Source organism: Variovorax sp. CAN15, assembly GCF_030462475.1.
Taxonomy (GTDB): Bacteria; Pseudomonadota; Gammaproteobacteria; order Burkholderiales; family Burkholderiaceae_C; genus Variovorax.
In genome coordinates, this window is the sequence record NZ_JASMRZ010000018.1 from 1 (window position 1) to 15,910 (window position 15,910).

Sequence of the window (15,910 nt, forward strand, 5' to 3'; positions counted from 1 at the left end):
TTCGGCGAAGCCTTGTAGTCTAGCACGATTTTTTCAAATCAACCAAACTATTTTGGCTTTCACATCCACCAACTTCTTTCGCAACCCGCAACTCTCATCGCAAGCCACTGAAGCAGTTCGTTTCAGCGAAGCCTTCGATTATGCACCGTTTTTTAAGAACCGGTCAACTTTCGAAGACTTTTTCTTCACCACCACAACCAGAACCCCAAAGAGACCGGCCGCTTCAACAACCAAACGGCTGTCAGTAGCGAAGCCCACGAGTATATGACAGATTCGGGCTCGCGCAAGATGTTCGTGAAAGAATCTTGGATTGGCGTCCCCACGGTCTCTCCATGTAGAGCAGCGGCCACATCCCCCGGGCGACCCGACATCCCCTCCTCCGATAATCCGCGCCACATGGCACTCATCACACTCCTCGACGCGCAGCTTGCGTTCGGTCACGTCCCGCTGCTGGATCATGCGGACTTCTCTCTCATGGAATCGGAGCGCATTGGCCTGATTGGCCGCAACGGCGCAGGCAAGTCCTCCCTGCTCAAGATACTGGGCGGCCTGGAGAAGACCGACGACGGCACCCTCCAGCTGCAGCAGAACCTCCGCGTGGCCTACGTCGCCCAGGAGCCCGCGCTGGACATGGACGCGGATGTCTTCACCGCAGCCAGCCAGGGCCTGGCCCCCGTCATCGCCATCCGCGACCTCTATCTGTCCGGTGCGGACGGCCTCGACCTCGACGCACTCCAGTCGCAGATCGAAGCCTTCGACGCCTGGAACTGGGAGCAGCGTGTCGAAGAGACGCTGCACCGCCTGCATCTGGACCGCGACGCCCGCGTCGGCTCCCTCTCCGGCGGCACCCGCAAACGCGTGGCCCTGGCCCAGGCGCTGGTGGCGGCTCCGGACGTCCTCCTGCTGGACGAGCCCACCAACCACCTGGACCTCGACTCCATCGAGTGGCTCGAGCAACTGCTGATCGACTTCAAGGGCAGCGTCGTCACCGTCACCCATGACCGCAGCTTCCTGAACCGCGTCGCCACCCGCATCGTCGAACTCGACCGCGGCAAGCTGGGCTCCTACCCCGGCAACTTCGAGCAGTACCTCCTGCAGAAGGAAGAGCAGCTCGCCCAGGAGGCGGTGATCAACGCCAAGGCCGACAAGCTCCTGGCCCAGGAAGAGATCTGGATCCGCAAGGGCGTGGAGGCACGCCGCACCCGCAGCCAGAGCCGCATCACCCGCCTGCAGGAATTGCGCGCCAGCCGCTCCGCCCGCCGCGAGGTGCAGGGCAGCGTCAACATGGACGTGGCTTCGGGCCAGTCCAGCGGCAAGATCGTGGCCGAGCTTACCGACGCCACCAAGTCCTTCGGCGAGAAGACCGTGATCCGCAAGTTCAGCGGCACCATCCTGCGCGGCGACAAGGTCGGCCTGCTCGGCCCCAACGGCGCCGGCAAGACCACCCTGCTGAAGCTGATCCTCGGCGAGCTCGAACCCGACAGCGGCAAGATCCGCCGCGGCACCAACCTTCAGGTCGCCTACTTCGACCAGATGCGCGACAAGCTCGACCTCGACGCCACGCTGGAAGACTTCATCAGCCCCGGCAGCGAGTGGATCGAGATCGGCACGCAGAAGAAGCACGTCAAGAGCTACCTTTCCGACTTCCTCTTCTCCCCCGCGCGCGCCAACTCCCCCGTGCGCTCTCTCAGCGGCGGCGAGCGCAACCGGCTGCTGCTGGCGCGCCTTTTCGCGCGTCCGGCGAACGTGCTGGTGCTGGACGAGCCGACCAACGACCTGGACATCGACACCCTCGAACTGCTCGAGAACCTGCTGCAGGACTACGACGGCACCGTGTTCCTCGTGAGCCACGACCGCACCTTCCTCGACAACGTGGTCACCAGCACCATCGCCTACGAAGGCGACGGCCGCTGGCGCGAGTACGAGGGCAGCGTGCAGGACTGGCTGACCCAGTCCAAGCGCGCCCGCGAGATCGCCGAGCAGCGCCTGGCCGCCGCGCCCGCCGCAGCCCCGGCGCCCGCGCCTGCCCCGGCGGCGGAACCCTCCGCTCCCAAGGCGGCGACAGGCGCCCGCAAGAAGCTCTCCTATAAAGAGCAGCGCGAGCTCGATGCCCTCCCCGCCCAGATCGAAGCCCTCGAAACCGAGCAGAAGCGCATCACCGAAATGCTCGAACTCGACGGCGGCGCCATCTACGCCACCGACTCCTCGCGCGCGACCGAGCTGGCGGAGCGCCACTCCCGGATCGACGACGAGCTGCTCGCCGCCATGGAGCGCCAGGAAGAGCTCGGCGCTGGCCGCTGACAGCCGCCCGGGCCCGCCGTCCGACGCGCGGCGGGCGCCGACTAGGCTATATATGCGGCACCTCCCTCCGAGCCCCGGGAAAGTAGCCGCATGCATTTCTCCCTCCAGACGTTCTTCCGCCGATCCACGGCACTGCTCGCGCTGCTGATCCTCGGCGCCTGCGCGCAACTGCCGCAGAACGTCGACCGCCCCGTCTCGACCGCGATCGAATCCCCGGCCACCGGCACCGCCCTGGCCGACCTGGTGCAGCAGCGCCGGCAGGCCGACAAGGCCCGCTACGAATCCGGCTTCCTGCTGCTTGGCGGTCCGCAGGCCGCCTACGGCAGCCGCCTCGCGCTGATCGAAGGCGCCCAGAAGACGCTGGATCTGCAGTACTACGCCATTCACGCCGACGCCAGCACCGGCCGGCTGGTGCGCGGCCTGCGCGCGGCGGCCGAGCGCGGCGTGCGGGTGCGGGTGCTGCTCGACGACTTCCACACCACCGGCCGCGACGCGCTGGTGCTTGGCCTGGCCTTCATTCCCAACATCCAGATGCGGCTGTTCAACCCGCTCGCGGGCTCGCGCGACTCCAGCTTCAGCCGGCTGCTCAACTCGATCGACGACGCCTCGCGCATCCAGCAGCGCATGCACAACAAGCTGTTCCTGGCCGACAACGTGCTGGGGGTGACAGGTGGGCGCAACCTCGGCGACGCCTACTTCGGCAACGCGACCAACGGCAACTTCGTCGATGTCGACGTGCTGGCCGCCGGCCCCATCGTGCAGGACCTGTCGCGCAGCTTCGACAGCTACTGGAACAACGAGCGCGCCTACCCGGTGCAGTCGCTGGTCACGCGCGAGGAGCTCCAGGCGATGCGCGAGCGCGCGAGAAAGGCCGACCAGGAACTGGCTGCGGAATCTGTCCGCCAGCAGGAAGACGGCGGCGTCCCCACCGCCGAGCAGCGAGCCCGCGCCTGGGACGAGAAACCGCTGGACCTGCGCACCGCCACCTTCGTCTGGGCGCCGGCCGTGATGCTGGCCGACAAGCCCGGCAAGATTCCCGCCGACTCGGACCCGGGCAACAAGAAAGCGCCCGGCCTCGTGGTGAGCCGCCCCGACGACAAGGCCGGCAGCTCGCGCGGCGCGGCCTCCCTGGAAGCCGCCTCCGACCTCGCCGCCGGCGGAGACACCGTAGTGGAGGGACTGCTGCAGCTCATCGGCCAGGCGCGCACCGACCTGATCATCATCTCGCCCTATTTCGTGCCGGGAAAGGACATGCTCCAGGCCTTCTCAGCCGCTCGCAGCCGCGGCGTACGCATCCGCGTGCTGACCAACTCGCTGGCCTCGAACGACGCTCCGGTGGCGCACGTGGGCTACGCGCGCCACCGCGAGGAACTGCTGAAGATGGGCATCGAGCTCTACGAGCTGCGCAGCGAGCAGGCGAGCTTCGGCACCGTCTTCGGCGGCTCCACGGGAAGTGGCGGCCGCAGCGGCGGAAGCACGGGCGTCTCGGGCGAGTCGCGCGCGATGCTGCACTCCAAGGTGCTGGTGATGGACGGCCGGCTGCTGGTGGTGGGCTCGATGAACCTCGACCTGCGCTCGCAGCTGCAGAACACCGAGATCGCTCTGCTGATCCGCAGCAACGAGCTTTCGCACGCCGCCTCCGAGCAGATCGAGCGCGGCATGCGCGAGCGCTCATGGCACGTCGAACTGGTCGACGGCTCGCTGGTGTGGCGCGCACCGCAGGGCAGCGGCCTGAAGGACGCCACCACCGAGCCCGACGCCGGCACGATGCTCCGGCTGATGCTCAGGCTCTTCGGGCCGCTGGCGCCGGACCAACTGCTTTGAAGCAAAAGCTCTTCAGTGTTTGTGCTGGTGCGCCGCACCAGCCGCATCCGCACCTTCAGGCGTGCCCACCGGCAGCGTCACGTCCAGCGTGGTCTTCACGCCCTTGGCGTCCTCGAACCTCAGCGTCATCGGCACCGTCGCGCCCTTCGCCAGCGCCCCCTTCAGGTCCATCATCATCACGTGATAGCCGCCGGGCTTGAGCTCGACGGTCTGGCCCGCGGGCAGGTCGAGGCCGCCGGCGAGCTCGCGCATCTTCATGGTGTCGCCTTCCATCTTCATCTCGTGCACTTCGGCGACGCCGGCTGCCGGCGTGGAGATGCCCACCAGCTTCGCGCCGGTCGGCGAGGTCAGCTTCATGAAGGCGCCGGTGCCGCTCTGGCCCGGCACCGACTGGCGCACCCAGCCGTCGCGCACGTCGACCGTGGCCACGCCCTGCGCCACCACGTTCAACTTCGCGGCCGGGCTCTTCAGGCCGGCGGTGGAGTTGCCCGAGGCCGGCACCTCGGCCCAGTCGGCCGCGCCCACGTCGCAGGTCTGCAGCACCTTGAACCACAGCGTGCCCGGCGTCGCCGGCACCTTGCCGCGCAGCACGAACTCGGCGCGCTCGCTGCCGGGCAGCGCGTTCTCGGGCTTCTCGGCGGTCCAGCGGACTTCGCCGTCGCCGTCCTTCGCGCTCTTCCGCACGTCGAGCTTCCAGCCCTTGCGCGCCTGCGCGTCGCTCAGGATGAAGCCCTTGGGCAGGCGCACGGCCAGGCCGGTGGTGGCCTTGGCGCCCTCGCAGGCGTGGCCGACACGGAAGGCGGCGTCGTAGTCGCTGCCGACGGTCACGCCGCCCGGGCGCAGCGTGACGTGCGCCACGGCGGCGCCCACGCCGGCCAGCATGGCGCAGGCGGCGGCAGTGGTCCTGAGGATGGCCATCGAAGTCGTGTTCATCATGTCGTGTGGTCCTTGCGGTTGAAGTTGGAGTGGGAAGTCGTCAGAGGTCGAACTTGAGTTCGGCCACGTAAGTGCGCTGCGGGTACGGGTGGAAGGCCCAGTACTTGTTGTTGTTCAGGTTGTCGATGCCGAAGGAGGCGCTCCACTGCCGGTCGATCCGGTAGCGTATGCGCGCGTCGACCACGAAGAACTTCGAGAAGCCCATGTACGCGAAGCCGTTGGGGTCGCTGTTGTCCAGGGTGCCGTACTGCCTGCCGCTGTAGCGCGCGCCCACGGTGTAGCTCCAGCGGTCATCGGGCCGGTAGGTGGCCAGCAGCGTGGCGCGCACCCTGGGCACGCGCGGCTGGTCGTGGCCGACGCTGGCCGCGAAGCCGCTGTTGGCGGTGATCTTCGAGCGGGTCAGCGTGAGGCTGCCGCTCAGGTCCAGCCCGCGCACGCCCACGTCGACCGCGTTCAGCGCCACCTCGAGCCCGCGCGTGCGGATGGCGTCGACGTTCTGCACGGTGCTCACGAGGTTGGTGAGGGCCTGGGTGTAGAGCGCGTCCTTGGTGTTCTCGAAGAAGAGCGTGGTGCGCAGCACGCCGTCGAGCCCCCAGCCCTTCAGGTCGCGCTCGGCCGTGAGCTCGGTGGTCCATGAGCGCTCGGGGCGCAGGTTCGGGTTGGTGTTGACGATCTGGTTGCCGCTGATCGAGCCCTGGTAGAGCTCGCTCACCGTGGGCATGCGCACCGCGCGGCCGGTCGAGGCCTTGAGCAGCCAGTCGGAGGTGGCCTGCCAGGCGATGGCGGCCTTGGGCGAGTCGTAGTTGTTCTTGCGCGGCGCGAAGCCCAGCAGCGTGCCGGCGTTGCCGAGCTGGCCGCCGTAGGCCTCCCAGCGCTCGTGGCGCAGGCCGAGCGTGGTCTTCCAGTCCTTCGCGAAGCGCCAGGTGTCCTGCGCGTAGAGCGACTGCAGCCGGGTGTTGCCGTTGAAGGCCGAGAACGGCGAGACGGGCGCGCCATTGATCCAGTCCAGCGTGTTGCCGACGCTGGTGCGCAGGCGCGCCGTGTCCTGCTGGAAGCCGAAGTCGACCACGTGCGCGCCCACGCCCTCGGCCGAGCCGGTGGGCCGCCAGGTGCCGGCCGCCTTGAAGGTGTTCCACCCGGTGCCGCCCATGTCGGTGGTACGGCCCGGGCCGCCGCTGAAGGCGCCCGGCAGCGGCGTGGTGGGCGTGCGCGAGGTGTCGCGCGAGTAGTCGTACAGGCTGGCCGCCACTTCCCAGTCGAACGCGCCGCCGGTGTGGCTCTTCACCGAAAGACCGTGCATGTAGTGCGTGAGCGCGGTCTCGGTGGGCGCGAGCGCGGCGCTCGGCGAGTCGAGGTTGTAGCTGCGCCCGCCGATGTTCACCCGCCCGCCGTACACCGGCCGCCCGAAGGCGTCGCGCAGCCAGGTGTCGACGCCGCCGTGGGTGGTGTTGTTCCATGCGCCCAGCGTGTAGGTGGCGCGCACGGTGGGCGAGAAGTCGTAGGCCACCTTGAGCTTGGCCTGTTCCTGCGTGGTGTCGTAGATGGTGGAGCCGCCCACCAGCCACCACGGCTGGTTCGACGGGTTCAGCCCGCCCACCGCGCCGGTCACCGGCGTGCCCGCGTTGCCGACCGTGCCGGCGCTCACCAGCCGGTTGCCGAACACCAGCGCCTGCCCCTTGCTGTGCGTGCGCGAGGCGCTGAGCCACCACGACCAGTCGCCGCTGCGGCTGCCCAGCGACAGGTCGAGCTGCTGGCCGGCCGGCGAGGAGTGGCTGTTGTAAAGGTCGAAGTTCGACACGAAGCCGCTGAGCTTGACGTGCGCCTCGAACTTGGTGGGCATGCGCGTCACGTAGTCGACCACCGCGCCCACCGAGTTGCCGGGGTAGACGGCCGAGAACGGTCCGTAGAGCACGTCGACGCGCTCGATCTCCTCCGGCGACACCATGCCCCAGCGCGGCGCGTAGGTGGCGCCGTTGCCCAGCGGGTTCGACAGCATGATGCCGTCGGCGTAGACCATCGAGCGCGCGCTGTTGCCGGTGCCCGAGGCGCGCGTGGCCAGAACGGCGTGGTTGAAGTCGCCGATGTAGCGCTTGCGCACGACCAGGCTCGGCAGATACTTCAGCGCGTCCTCGCTGTCGGTGGCGTTGACGGTCTCGACGATCTGATCGTGCGTCACGCCCTCGATGGTGGTGGGAATCTGCGCGGGCAGCGAGGTCGGCCGCCCGCCGGTCACGGTGATGGTGTTCAGCGTGCGGCCGCCGGGGGCACCTTCAGGGGCGTCGGCCGGCTGCGCCTGTTGCGCCAGCGCGGGCGCGCCAAGGGGAAAAAGGGGAAATGCCATGGCGATCGCCAGGGCGCGGGAATGCATTTTCAAGAGGAACCTTCTCCACGAAGCTTCAAGCCGGACAGGCCGGATAAGCCGCGCACGCGCTTCGGGCGCGCGTGCACAGCTACGGTTTTGAGAGCGTCAGGAGAAGGCTGGAGGCCCGCGCGCCGGCAGCGGCGCGGCGGTGGCCGCGGCAAGGCGCGCGGCGGGAATGGGCTGGAGCACGCGGCCCAGCGGCAGGGGAAGGTCGAAGGCCGGCACCGCCATTGCCGGCGGCGGCGCGCCGGTCAGCACGCACAGCGGGCAGTCCATGTGCGAGGCGCCCATTTCCTTGACGCCGTCCTCGGTGTGGACCACCACCTTGATGGAACCCGCGCCGGAGCACACCAGCTCCATGGCCTGCGGGTTCACCAGCGGCGACGCCACCGCCACGCCCAGCGACATCACGAACCACAGCAGCACCCAGCGGCCGACGAGGCCGAGGAAGCGGGTGGATCGGTGGAGCGCGTGCATGGCGGCCGCGATTATCTGCGCACTTTGCCCTTGGCGGCAGGGGCCGCGGCCTTGGAGGCCGTGGTCTTGCCGGCAGCCTTGGCCGGTGCGCGGGCTCCGCCCCTGGCGGCGGCGGGCGCCGCCCTGGCCGACTTTGCGCCTCTTGCGGCGGCCGCCGGCGCGGCCTTTGCGCGCTGGCCCTTGACCGCCTTGCCGCCGCGCGCGGCCCTGGACGCGGGCGACGGCGCCGCGAGCGCGGGCATCGGCTGCGCCGTCTGCTCCTGCGCGTTGGTCAGCACCGGCGTCACTGTGAAGCCGCGCGCCGCCATCAGCGTGGGCAGCCCCTGCGGGCCGATCATGTGCAGCGCCCCGACCGCGGCGAACACGCCCTTGCCACCGGCGTGCAGGCGCTCGATGCCGTCAGCGAGGTTCGGGTTGCGGTCGTCGAGCAGCCGCTTGAGCAGCCGCTGCTCGGCGGGCGTCTTGAGGCAGTCGCACCACTCGGGGTAGCGGGCCAGCCGGGCGGCGTCGCTGCGGGCCCAGACGTCTGCCAGCTCCTTGATCTGGCCGCGCAGCTTGCCGGATTCGAGCTCGTCGAGGGCCGCGTCGACCTGCTCGGTCTCCTCGGCTTCTGAATTGCCGGTCAGCACCTTGAGCTGGTCTTCCGCATTCTCGAGCGCCACGATCGGCTTGTTGCTGTTGCGCGCGGCAACCGCCAGCGTCTCGTCGACGCCGAACTCGGGGTAGAGGCCGTCGGCGCGCCCCACCAGCCCGGCCAGCGCCGTGACCTGCAGGATCGGCTGCAGCTTCGACAGCGAGCCCGGCGGCACGCAGGCCTCGCTGTTCTGGCGCTCCAGCCGGCGGGCGCGCTCGCCGCTGATCATGCGGGCCAGCAGATCGGGGTCGGCCGGTCGGGCCATGGCGCGCGCGGTGGCTTCGTCGCGCATGTCGAGTTCAAGGGCGACGGTGTCGCTCTGCGTCAGCGCCTTCTGGATGGTGGGGCCGGGCCGCACCCAGTCGCCGCGGCCGATGTGGATGGTGCCGTACAGCCACGAGGTGCGCCCGTCGCGCTCGATGCGCCACAGCACGCCGCGGTCGACGCCGTTGCGCATGGCGACGCCGGGCTTCTCCAGGCTGGCGATGGCCGAGGGCGGGCAGGCCGCCTGGGCCGCCCCGAAGGTGAAGAGGAAAGCGATGCCGCACAGGGGCGCGGCGAGGATCCGGAGTATCCGCAAGGCTTGCTCCACGATGAAAGAAAGTCCGGCATTCTCACAGCACCGCTGCCCATAATCCGAAACCATGCAGAGCATCTTCCACCTTGCCTTTCACGTTCGCGACCTCGACATCGCACGCAGCTTCTACGGCGGCGTGCTCGGATGCGCCGAGGGCCGCAGCACCGACACCTGGGTCGACTTCGATTTTTTCGGTCACCAGATTTCCCTTCATTTGGGCGAACCCTTCGCCACCGCCCGTACCGGCCGCGTCGGCGACGTGATGGTGCCCATGCCGCACTTCGGCCTCGCGCTCGCGCTGCCCGACTGGCAGGCGATGGCGCAGCGGCTGGAGGCCGCCGGCACCGAGTTCGTGCTGAAGCCGCAGGTGCGCTTCGAGGGCCAGCCCGGCGAGCAATGGACGATGTTCTTCCATGACCCGTTCGGCAATCCGATCGAGGTCAAGGGCTTCCGTTCCCTGGACACCCTCTACGACAAGTAAGCAAATGCTCCCGCGCCCGGCCGCTGTCATCGCGCCCCTGGCGCTGCTGTGCGCCACCCTCGCGCACGCCCAGCTCGACTGCGAGCTCAACGGCCGCAGCGTGAACCCCGACAACGGCAGCAGCACCGCCGGCAAGACCGGCCTGCTGCGCTGCAAGGACCGCACCACTGGCGAGCTGCAGCGCGAGGAGCAGATACAGAACGGCGTGTCGATGGGTCTCGTGCGCATCTACGAGAAGGGCAAGCTCGCCAAGGAGCAGAGCATCAACGCCAAGGGCAACCTGCAGGGCCGCGCCCGCGAGTTCTCGCCCACCGGCCGCGTGCTGCGCGACGCCACCTACGACGACGGCCAGGAACGCGGCCTGGTGCGCAGCTTCTACCCCGACGGCAAGCTGCGCCGTGCCATCTTCTATCCCAACTCCGACACCGGCGGCGGCAACGAGCGCGCCTCGGTCGAGTTCACCGAGCGCGGCCAGCTCTCGGCCCTGCGCTGTGCCGACGCGCCCGTGCTGGCGCCGGTGGTCGACGACGCGAAGCTCTGCGGCTTCTCGGGCACCGGCCCGTCGCAGGTCGACCTGTTCGACGCGCGCGGCACGCTGCGCTCGCGGCTGGCCTACGTGTCGGGCAAGCGGGTGCGGGCGCAGAGCTTCTACGACAACGGCAAGACCTCGTCGCTCGACGAGACCGTGGGCAACCAGCGCACCGAGCAGAGCTTTTCATCGGAAGGCGTCAAACGCCGCGAGACGGCCTTCCTGCTGGTGGAGCGCGCGAGCATCCGCGTGCGCGAGCAGGCCTTCTCCGAAAAGGGCACGCTGTTGCGCGACCAGCGCTGGAACAGCGCGGGCGAGCCCATCGTCGACGACGCCTACTACCTCAACGGCCAGCCGCGCAGCAAGTCGGCCTACAGCGGCAGCGGCGACGCGCGCACCGTCGAAGTCACAGAGTTCTACGACAGCGGCCAGCGCGCCGCGCAGGGCCGCTACGAGATACAGGGCCGCAACCGGCAGATCCCGGTCGGCACGCACCAGCGCTTCAGCGAGAAGGGCACGCTGCTGGCCGAGTCGAACTTCGACGCCAAGGGCCGCGTGACCCGCGAGCGTGCCTGGGACGAGAACGGCGAGCTGCAGCGCGACGACGAAGTCTTCGAGGACGGCTCGCGCAAGGCATATACAAGGTAACGCCCCCAGGCTCCGCGCACTTCGTGTCGCTGCGCCAACCCCCTACCGGGGGCAACACCTGCGGCCCGGCGAAGCCGGTTCCGCGGTGTTTCGCGAAAAGGACTTCTCTTGGGAGCTCAGTCCAGCTTGATTCCCGCCTGCTTGATGATCGGGCCCCAGCGCTTCGATTCCGCGCGCGACAGCGCCGCGAACTGCGCCGGCGTGCCCGGCATCGCTTCCATGCCGAAGTCGTCGAAGCGCTTCTGCACGGCCGGCGTGCCGAAGGCCTTGTTCAGGTCGCCGTTGAGCTTGTTGACCACCGCCGCCGGCAGGTTGGCCGGGCCCAGGATGCCCTGGAACGCGAACACCTCCGTGTTGGGCACGCCCACCTCGGCCAGCGTCGGCACGTTGGGCAGCGGCTTGCTGCGCGCGCCCGAGCCGATGGCCAGCACGCGCACCTTGTTGGTCTGCATGATCGGCAGGCCCGAGGCCAGATCGAGGAACATGCAGGGCACCTGGCCGCCCATCACGTCGGCCATGGCCGGCGCCGCGCCGCGGTACGGGATGTGGGTGATGAAGGTGCCGGTGCGCACCTTGAACATTTCCATTGCCAGGTGGTGCGGCGAGCCGTTGCCGGGCGAGGCGTAGTTGACCTTGCCGGGGTTGGCCTTCACGTAGGCCAGGAACTCCTTGAAGTTCTTCGCCGGGAAGTCCGGGTGCACGACGAGCGCCAGCGGGAACTTGCCGATGGCGCCGATGTAGGTGAAGTCTTTCTCGGGGCTGAAGGGCAGCTTGCTGAACAGGTGCTCGTTGAAGGCCAGCACCGCGTTGTCGGCCGACATGATCGTGTAGCCGTCAGGCTTGCTCTTGGCGACGATGTCGGCGCCGATGTTGGTCGAGGCGCCGGGGCGGTTGTCCACCACGATCTGCTGGCCCAGCGTCTGGCGCATGGCCTCGGCCAGCACGCGCGCGATCACGTCGGTGCCGCCGCCCGCCGGATAGGGCACGACCCACTTGATGAGCTGTGCTGGGTATTCCTGCGCGCGGGCGAAGGGCGATGCGGCCATTGCGGCGCCGGAGGCGAGCGTGGCGAGAAGGGTGCGGCGGTCCATGGATTCAGTCTCCAATCTGCTGGTTGTATGTAGTTCCGGAAATCAGGAAGCGGACAGCGATGGTACGGGCAGCGCCCGCAGCGCGTCGGCCAGCGCCGCGCGGCAGCGCTCCTCGTCGCCGACCTGCTCGAACAGCAGCAGCGCGAGCCGCGCAAGGAACAGCGATTCGCGCTCCGCGCCGGCTTCGGTGATGGCGCGCGCGCACTCGGCGTAGAGGCGGTCGCGGGCGTCGGGCTGCAGCTGTGTCGTCATGGTTTCGGTCATGCGGAAAGCTCCCGGGCCGCGCGGGCCAGTGCGGGTTGCAGGGCGCCGGGCGGCAGTCGATGCCAGCGCGCGGCCACGTGGCCGTCGGGGCGCAGCAGGTAGACCGCGCCGTCCTTCGCGCCGAGCGCTTCGAACACGGTGGGCGAGGCGTGTGCATCGGCACCATCGGTGCCCGGGCTCGCGATGGCGCGGACCACGAAGGGCAGCGCGCCCTTGCGTGCACGCTCGATGTCGTCGGACGGCAGCGCGACGAGGTCGGGCCGCAGCACCAGCAGCGTGAAGCTGGGCGCGATCCAGTCGGTGAGATGGCCGCGCTCGAGCTGCTGCTCGGGCATCGCCTCGCCCGGCAGCGGGCCGGCGGGCAGTTCGTCGCCTTCGCTGGACAGCGGTGAGCCGGCATAGCGCACCGCCTGGGTCTGGCGCGGGTTGATGAGCTGCGCGATGCCGCGGTGCGCTTCCGACAGCGACAGCGCCGCCTCGCGCAGCAGGTCGAATCCGCGCGATGGCGGCGACATGAACTCGGTGCTGCGCATGGCGTTCTCGGCATTCACATGGAAGGCCTCGATGCGCTCCTGCGAGTAGGAGTCGAGCAGCGCCGCGTCCGACAGGCCCCGGGCGACGAAGGCCAGCTTCCACGCGAGGTTGTCCGCATCGTCGAAACCGGAGTTGAGCCCGCGCACGCCGAAGATCGGCATCGCATGCGCGGCGTTGCCCGCGAACACGACGCGGCCGTGGCGGTAGCTCTCCAGCGTCATCGCGCCGGCGCGGTAGACCGAGGTCCACACCGTCTTCCACGGCAGATGGCCTTCGCCGATGGCGTCGAGGTGGCGCTGCACGAATTCGGCGACGGCGGCCGGCTGCAGCGCCTCTTCGGTGCTCTGGCCGGGGCGCAGCTGGTAGTCGATGCGCCAGATGTCGTCGGGCTGGCGGTGCATCAGCACGGTCGAGCCGGGGTTCCACGTCGGGTCGAACCAGGCGCGGCGCTCGGTGGGGTGGCTGCTCTTGAGCTCGATGTCGATGATCACGTAGCGGCCCTCGTAGCCCGTGCCTTCGAGCGCGAGCCCCAGCGACTTGCGCACGAAGCTCTGGCCGCCGTCGCAGGCCGCGAGCCACTGGCCGCGCAGCCGGTAGGCGCCGAGGGCATTGCGCACGTCGAGGGTCACGCCCTCATCGTCCTGCACGAGGCCGGTGAGCTCGGTGCCCCAGCGGATGTCGATGAGTCCCGGCGTGCGCTCGTTGCGGCGCAGGATCTCCGCGAGCAGGTAGTGCTCGGCGTAGTACTGCTCGAGGTTGATCATCGGCGGCAGCTTCTGCCGCTCGTCGTTCGGCATCTCGAAGCGGAACACCTCGGCCGTCTTGTAGAAACTGCGCCCGCCGGTCCAGGGCAGGCCCTTGTCCATGAAGGCGCCGAGCACGCCGAGCCGCTCCATGATCTCCAGGCTGCGGCGCGAGATGCAGGCCGCGCGGCTGCCCACGCACACGGTGTCGTCGGCTTCGAGGATCACGCTGCGCACGCCGTGGTTCGCGAGCCCCAGCGCGAGCGCCATGCCGACCGGGCCGCCGCCCGCGATCACCACCGGGTGGCTGGCTGCTTCGACGCCGTCGGGGCCGAGTTCGGGCGTGCGGGGTTCGTAGCGCGTGTAGTGGAAAGCGCCGACCGAGGGCGGCAGTCCGGCGTCGGCGCCGGGCTTCGGCGGCACGGGGCCGCTGGCGGCATCGCCCAGGGTGGCAGCGGGGGAGTTCGTCATCCGGCGGGATTGTCCCGATGCGCAAGGGGCGGCAATGTCATAACTTCGTACGAGGTGTTTACCCGCATGCACKCCCTTTTCTCCTTCCTTTCACAGCCATGAGACGCTGGCGCATCCACCCTTCCGAAGACGCCGCGCTGGCCGCGGCCGTGGTCGGCGACGTGCTCTCCGGCGTGKGCACCCCGCTGCTGGCGACCAGCTATCTCAGGGCCATGCAGCGCGTGATGCCGGTCACCTTCTGCACCGTGTTCGTGGTCGATGCCGCCGGGCGCATCGAGCTGGTGTCGGCCGCCAGCAGCTACGGGAGCACGGCCGAGCGCACATCCGAGCGCTACGTGGCGCAGCGCTTCGACCTGCTCGACCCGAACATGGCCTGGCTGGCCGCGCGCAAGCTGCCCAGGCGCGCGCAGCTCTGGATGGGCCACCAGCGCGCCGACGAGGTGGCCGACCCGGTGTACCGCGCCGCCTGCTACGGCGACGTGGGCATCCGCGAGCGGGCTTCGGTGCTGTTGCTGCAGCCCACCGGCCAGCGCGTGGCCGTGAGCTTCTACCGCAGCCTCGCGCAGCCGGAGTTCGGCGCGGCCGACTTCGCGCTCATCGAGGCCCACGCCACGCTGCTGGCCGACGCCACCGCCGCGCACGGCCGCAGCGCCGTGGCCGCGCGCAAGACGGTGGAGCCTGCCCTCGCCGAGCGGCTGCTGAGGCTGAGCCTGCGCGAGCGCGAAGTCATCGGCCACCTGATGGCGGGCCGGACGGCCAAGGAAGCCGCGCGCGAGATCGGCGTGGAACTGACTACGGTGCGCACCCACCAGTACCGGGCGTTCCGGCGGCTGGGGATACGGTCGCAGAAGGAGCTGTTGCGCGGCGCGGGGCCGCACTGAATTCAGCCCTCAGTCTTCGGAAGCTTCCTGCTCCGGCTGCGCCTCGTCCGGCGCGTCGCCCTCGCCATCGCCCTGCTGCGGCTTCACCAGCGACACCGGAGCGTCCTTCGGTCGCCCCGCCGTCGACACGATCTCCTGGTCGATCGCGCCGAACAGCGACCGCCCGTCCAGCCCCTTCATCTCGATGCGGATGGTGTCGCCGAACTTCATGAAGTCGGTGTAGGGCTGGCCGGTCTGGATGGTCTCGATGCAGCGCTTCTCGGCGATGCACGAGTAGCCCTTGGGCCAGTCCATCTGGCCGTCCTTCTTCTCGACGCCCTTGTTGCTGACGGTGCCGCTGCCGACGATGCTGCCGGCGCGCACGTTGCGGGTCTTGGCGATGTGGGCGATGAGCTGGCCGAAGTGGAAGGTCATTTCCGGGCCGGCGTCGCACATGCCGACCTTGCGGCCGTTCCAGCTGCTTTGCAGCGCCAGGTGCACGCGGCCGTGCTGCCAGGCCTCGCCGAGTTCGTCGAGGGTGACGGCCACGGGGCTGAAGGCGGTGGCGGGCTTGCTCTGGAAGAAGCCGAAGCCCTTGGCGAGCTCGGCCGGAATGAGATTGCGCAGGCTCACGTCGTTGGCCAGCATCACGAGGCGGATGCCGTCCAGCGCCTGATCGGGCGTGGCGCCCATGCGCACGTCGCCGGTGATGACCGCGATCTCGGCCTCGAAGTCGATGCCCATGGCTTCGCTGGGCACGATCACGTCGTCGGTGGGGCCAAGGAAGTCATCGCTGCCGCCCTGGTACATCAGCGGGTCGGTGTAGAAGCTCTCGGGCACCTCGGCGTTGCGCGCCTTGCGCACCAGCTCGACGTGGTTCAGGTAGGCCGAGCCGTCGGCCCACTGGTAGGCGCGCGGCAGCGGGGCCATGCACATGGCCGGGTCGAAGGGAAAGGCGTGGCGCGCGCGGCCGGCGTTAAGGCTGGCGTACAGGTCCTGCAGCTGCGGGCTCATGAAGCCCCAATCGTCCAGCACCTGCTGCAGCCGGTTGGCGATGCCGGTGGCGTAGTGGGCGAGCGTGAGGTCGCGCGATACGACGACGAGCTGGCCGTCGCGCGAGCCGTCCTTCAGGGTGGCGAGTTTCATGATGCGGTGCGTGCGTGAGAACAGGGACACGG

General features: G+C 69.3%; 14 protein-coding genes. 6 read left to right on the top strand and 8 right to left on the bottom strand.

The annotated features are described in order from the left end of the window. From QMO14_RS14330 to QMO14_RS14340, 3 genes are all read left to right on the top strand, one after another. The coding region (locus QMO14_RS14330) for a hypothetical protein (RefSeq protein WP_301504398.1) at nucleotides 1–268 on the top strand (268 nt) is incomplete at its 5' end. Between the two features lie 128 nt (nucleotides 269–396). Continuing rightward, the gene (locus QMO14_RS14335; RefSeq protein ID WP_301507875.1) at nucleotides 397–2,301 is read left to right on the top strand and encodes an ATP-binding cassette domain-containing protein; all 1,905 of its coding nucleotides are present in this window, start codon (nucleotides 397–399) and stop codon (nucleotides 2,299–2,301) included. A gap of 90 nt (nucleotides 2,302–2,391) precedes the next feature. Then, entirely contained in the window at nucleotides 2,392–4,125 is a 1,734-nt protein-coding gene (locus QMO14_RS14340) for a phospholipase D family protein (RefSeq protein WP_301507876.1), read from the top strand. A gap of 12 nt (nucleotides 4,126–4,137) precedes the next feature. On the opposite strand, the gene QMO14_RS14345 is transcribed toward QMO14_RS14340, so the two are convergent. The 4 genes from QMO14_RS14345 to QMO14_RS14360 all read right to left on the bottom strand — a co-directional run bounded on the left by QMO14_RS14345 (nucleotide 4,138) and on the right by QMO14_RS14360 (nucleotide 9,114). Beyond that, on the bottom strand, nucleotides 4,138–5,061 hold the full coding sequence (locus QMO14_RS14345; protein WP_301507877.1) for a copper chaperone PCu(A)C: 924 nt from the start codon (nucleotides 5,059–5,061) through the stop codon (nucleotides 4,138–4,140). A 40-nt stretch (nucleotides 5,062–5,101) separates the two neighbouring features. Beyond that, nucleotides 5,102–7,402, bottom strand: coding sequence for a TonB-dependent receptor (locus tag QMO14_RS14350; protein ID WP_301507878.1), 2,301 nt, complete (start codon nucleotides 7,400–7,402; stop codon nucleotides 5,102–5,104). Between the two features lie 126 nt (nucleotides 7,403–7,528). Further along, the gene (locus QMO14_RS14355) at nucleotides 7,529–7,900 is read right to left on the bottom strand and encodes a DUF2946 family protein (protein ID WP_301507879.1); all 372 of its coding nucleotides are present in this window, start codon (nucleotides 7,898–7,900) and stop codon (nucleotides 7,529–7,531) included. An 11-nt stretch (nucleotides 7,901–7,911) separates the two neighbouring features. Beyond that, a complete protein-coding gene (locus QMO14_RS14360; protein ID WP_301507880.1) occupies nucleotides 7,912–9,114 on the bottom strand; it encodes a TraB/GumN family protein in 1,203 nt (400 codons plus the stop codon). A gap of 64 nt (nucleotides 9,115–9,178) precedes the next feature. On the opposite strand from QMO14_RS14360, the gene QMO14_RS14365 reads away from it, so the two are divergent. Both QMO14_RS14365 and QMO14_RS14370 read left to right on the top strand, forming a co-directional pair. Continuing rightward, nucleotides 9,179–9,592 carry a VOC family protein gene (locus QMO14_RS14365; protein ID WP_301507881.1) on the top strand — a complete coding sequence of 138 codons (414 nt, stop codon included), beginning with the start codon at nucleotides 9,179–9,181 and terminating at the stop codon, nucleotides 9,590–9,592. 4 nt (nucleotides 9,593–9,596) lie between these two features. Next, the gene (locus QMO14_RS14370; protein WP_301507882.1) at nucleotides 9,597–10,769 is read left to right on the top strand and encodes a toxin-antitoxin system YwqK family antitoxin; all 1,173 of its coding nucleotides are present in this window, start codon (nucleotides 9,597–9,599) and stop codon (nucleotides 10,767–10,769) included. 116 nt (nucleotides 10,770–10,885) lie between these two features. On the opposite strand, the gene QMO14_RS14375 is transcribed toward QMO14_RS14370, so the two are convergent. The 3 genes from QMO14_RS14375 to QMO14_RS14385 are packed head-to-tail and all read right to left on the bottom strand — an operon-like array spanning nucleotide 10,886 to nucleotide 13,872. Next, nucleotides 10,886–11,860 carry a tripartite tricarboxylate transporter substrate binding protein gene (locus QMO14_RS14375; RefSeq protein WP_301507883.1) on the bottom strand — a complete coding sequence of 325 codons (975 nt, stop codon included), beginning with the start codon at nucleotides 11,858–11,860 and terminating at the stop codon, nucleotides 10,886–10,888. Between the two features lie 42 nt (nucleotides 11,861–11,902). Next, a complete protein-coding gene (locus QMO14_RS14380) occupies nucleotides 11,903–12,124 on the bottom strand; it encodes a hypothetical protein (RefSeq protein WP_301507884.1) in 222 nt (73 codons plus the stop codon). Further along, the gene (locus QMO14_RS14385) at nucleotides 12,121–13,872 is read right to left on the bottom strand and encodes an FAD-dependent monooxygenase (protein WP_301507885.1); all 1,752 of its coding nucleotides are present in this window, start codon (nucleotides 13,870–13,872) and stop codon (nucleotides 12,121–12,123) included. The genes QMO14_RS14380 and QMO14_RS14385 overlap by 4 nt, the downstream gene beginning before the upstream one ends. A 98-nt stretch (nucleotides 13,873–13,970) precedes the next feature. On the opposite strand from QMO14_RS14385, the gene QMO14_RS14390 reads away from it, so the two are divergent. Further along, nucleotides 13,971–14,753 (top strand): LuxR C-terminal-related transcriptional regulator, encoded by a 783-nt coding sequence (locus QMO14_RS14390; RefSeq protein ID WP_301507886.1) that lies wholly within the window; start codon nucleotides 13,971–13,973, stop codon nucleotides 14,751–14,753. A gap of 9 nt (nucleotides 14,754–14,762) precedes the next feature. Here QMO14_RS14390 and QMO14_RS14395 read toward each other — a convergent pair whose 3' ends face one another. Beyond that, complete coding sequence (locus QMO14_RS14395; protein ID WP_301507887.1) at nucleotides 14,763–15,878, bottom strand: fumarylacetoacetate hydrolase family protein; 1,116 nt, start codon at nucleotides 15,876–15,878, stop codon at nucleotides 14,763–14,765. Between the last annotated feature and the right edge of the window lie 32 nt (nucleotides 15,879–15,910).

What these genes read in the sequence shown, in the direction of transcription:
- QMO14_RS14335 (WP_301507875.1), top strand. Translation starts at nt 397, where the DNA reads ATGGCACTCATCACACTCCTCGACGCGCAGCTTGCGTTCGGTCACGTC.
- QMO14_RS14340 (WP_301507876.1), top strand. Translation starts at nt 2,392, where the DNA reads ATGCATTTCTCCCTCCAGACGTTCTTCCGCCGATCCACGGCACTGCTC.
- QMO14_RS14345 (WP_301507877.1), bottom strand. Translation starts at nt 5,061, where the DNA reads ATGATGAACACGACTTCGATGGCCATCCTCAGGACCACTGCCGCCGCC.
- QMO14_RS14350 (WP_301507878.1), bottom strand. Translation starts at nt 7,402, where the DNA reads ATGGCATTTCCCCTTTTTCCCCTTGGCGCGCCCGCGCTGGCGCAACAG.
- QMO14_RS14355 (WP_301507879.1), bottom strand. Translation starts at nt 7,900, where the DNA reads ATGCACGCGCTCCACCGATCCACCCGCTTCCTCGGCCTCGTCGGCCGC.
- QMO14_RS14365 (WP_301507881.1), top strand. Translation starts at nt 9,179, where the DNA reads ATGCAGAGCATCTTCCACCTTGCCTTTCACGTTCGCGACCTCGACATC.
- QMO14_RS14370 (WP_301507882.1), top strand. Translation starts at nt 9,597, where the DNA reads ATGCTCCCGCGCCCGGCCGCTGTCATCGCGCCCCTGGCGCTGCTGTGC.
- QMO14_RS14375 (WP_301507883.1), bottom strand. Translation starts at nt 11,860, where the DNA reads ATGGACCGCCGCACCCTTCTCGCCACGCTCGCCTCCGGCGCCGCAATG.
- QMO14_RS14380 (WP_301507884.1), bottom strand. Translation starts at nt 12,124, where the DNA reads ATGACCGAAACCATGACGACACAGCTGCAGCCCGACGCCCGCGACCGC.
- QMO14_RS14385 (WP_301507885.1), bottom strand. Translation starts at nt 13,872, where the DNA reads ATGACGAACTCCCCCGCTGCCACCCTGGGCGATGCCGCCAGCGGCCCC.
- QMO14_RS14395 (WP_301507887.1), bottom strand. Translation starts at nt 15,878, where the DNA reads ATGAAACTCGCCACCCTGAAGGACGGCTCGCGCGACGGCCAGCTCGTC.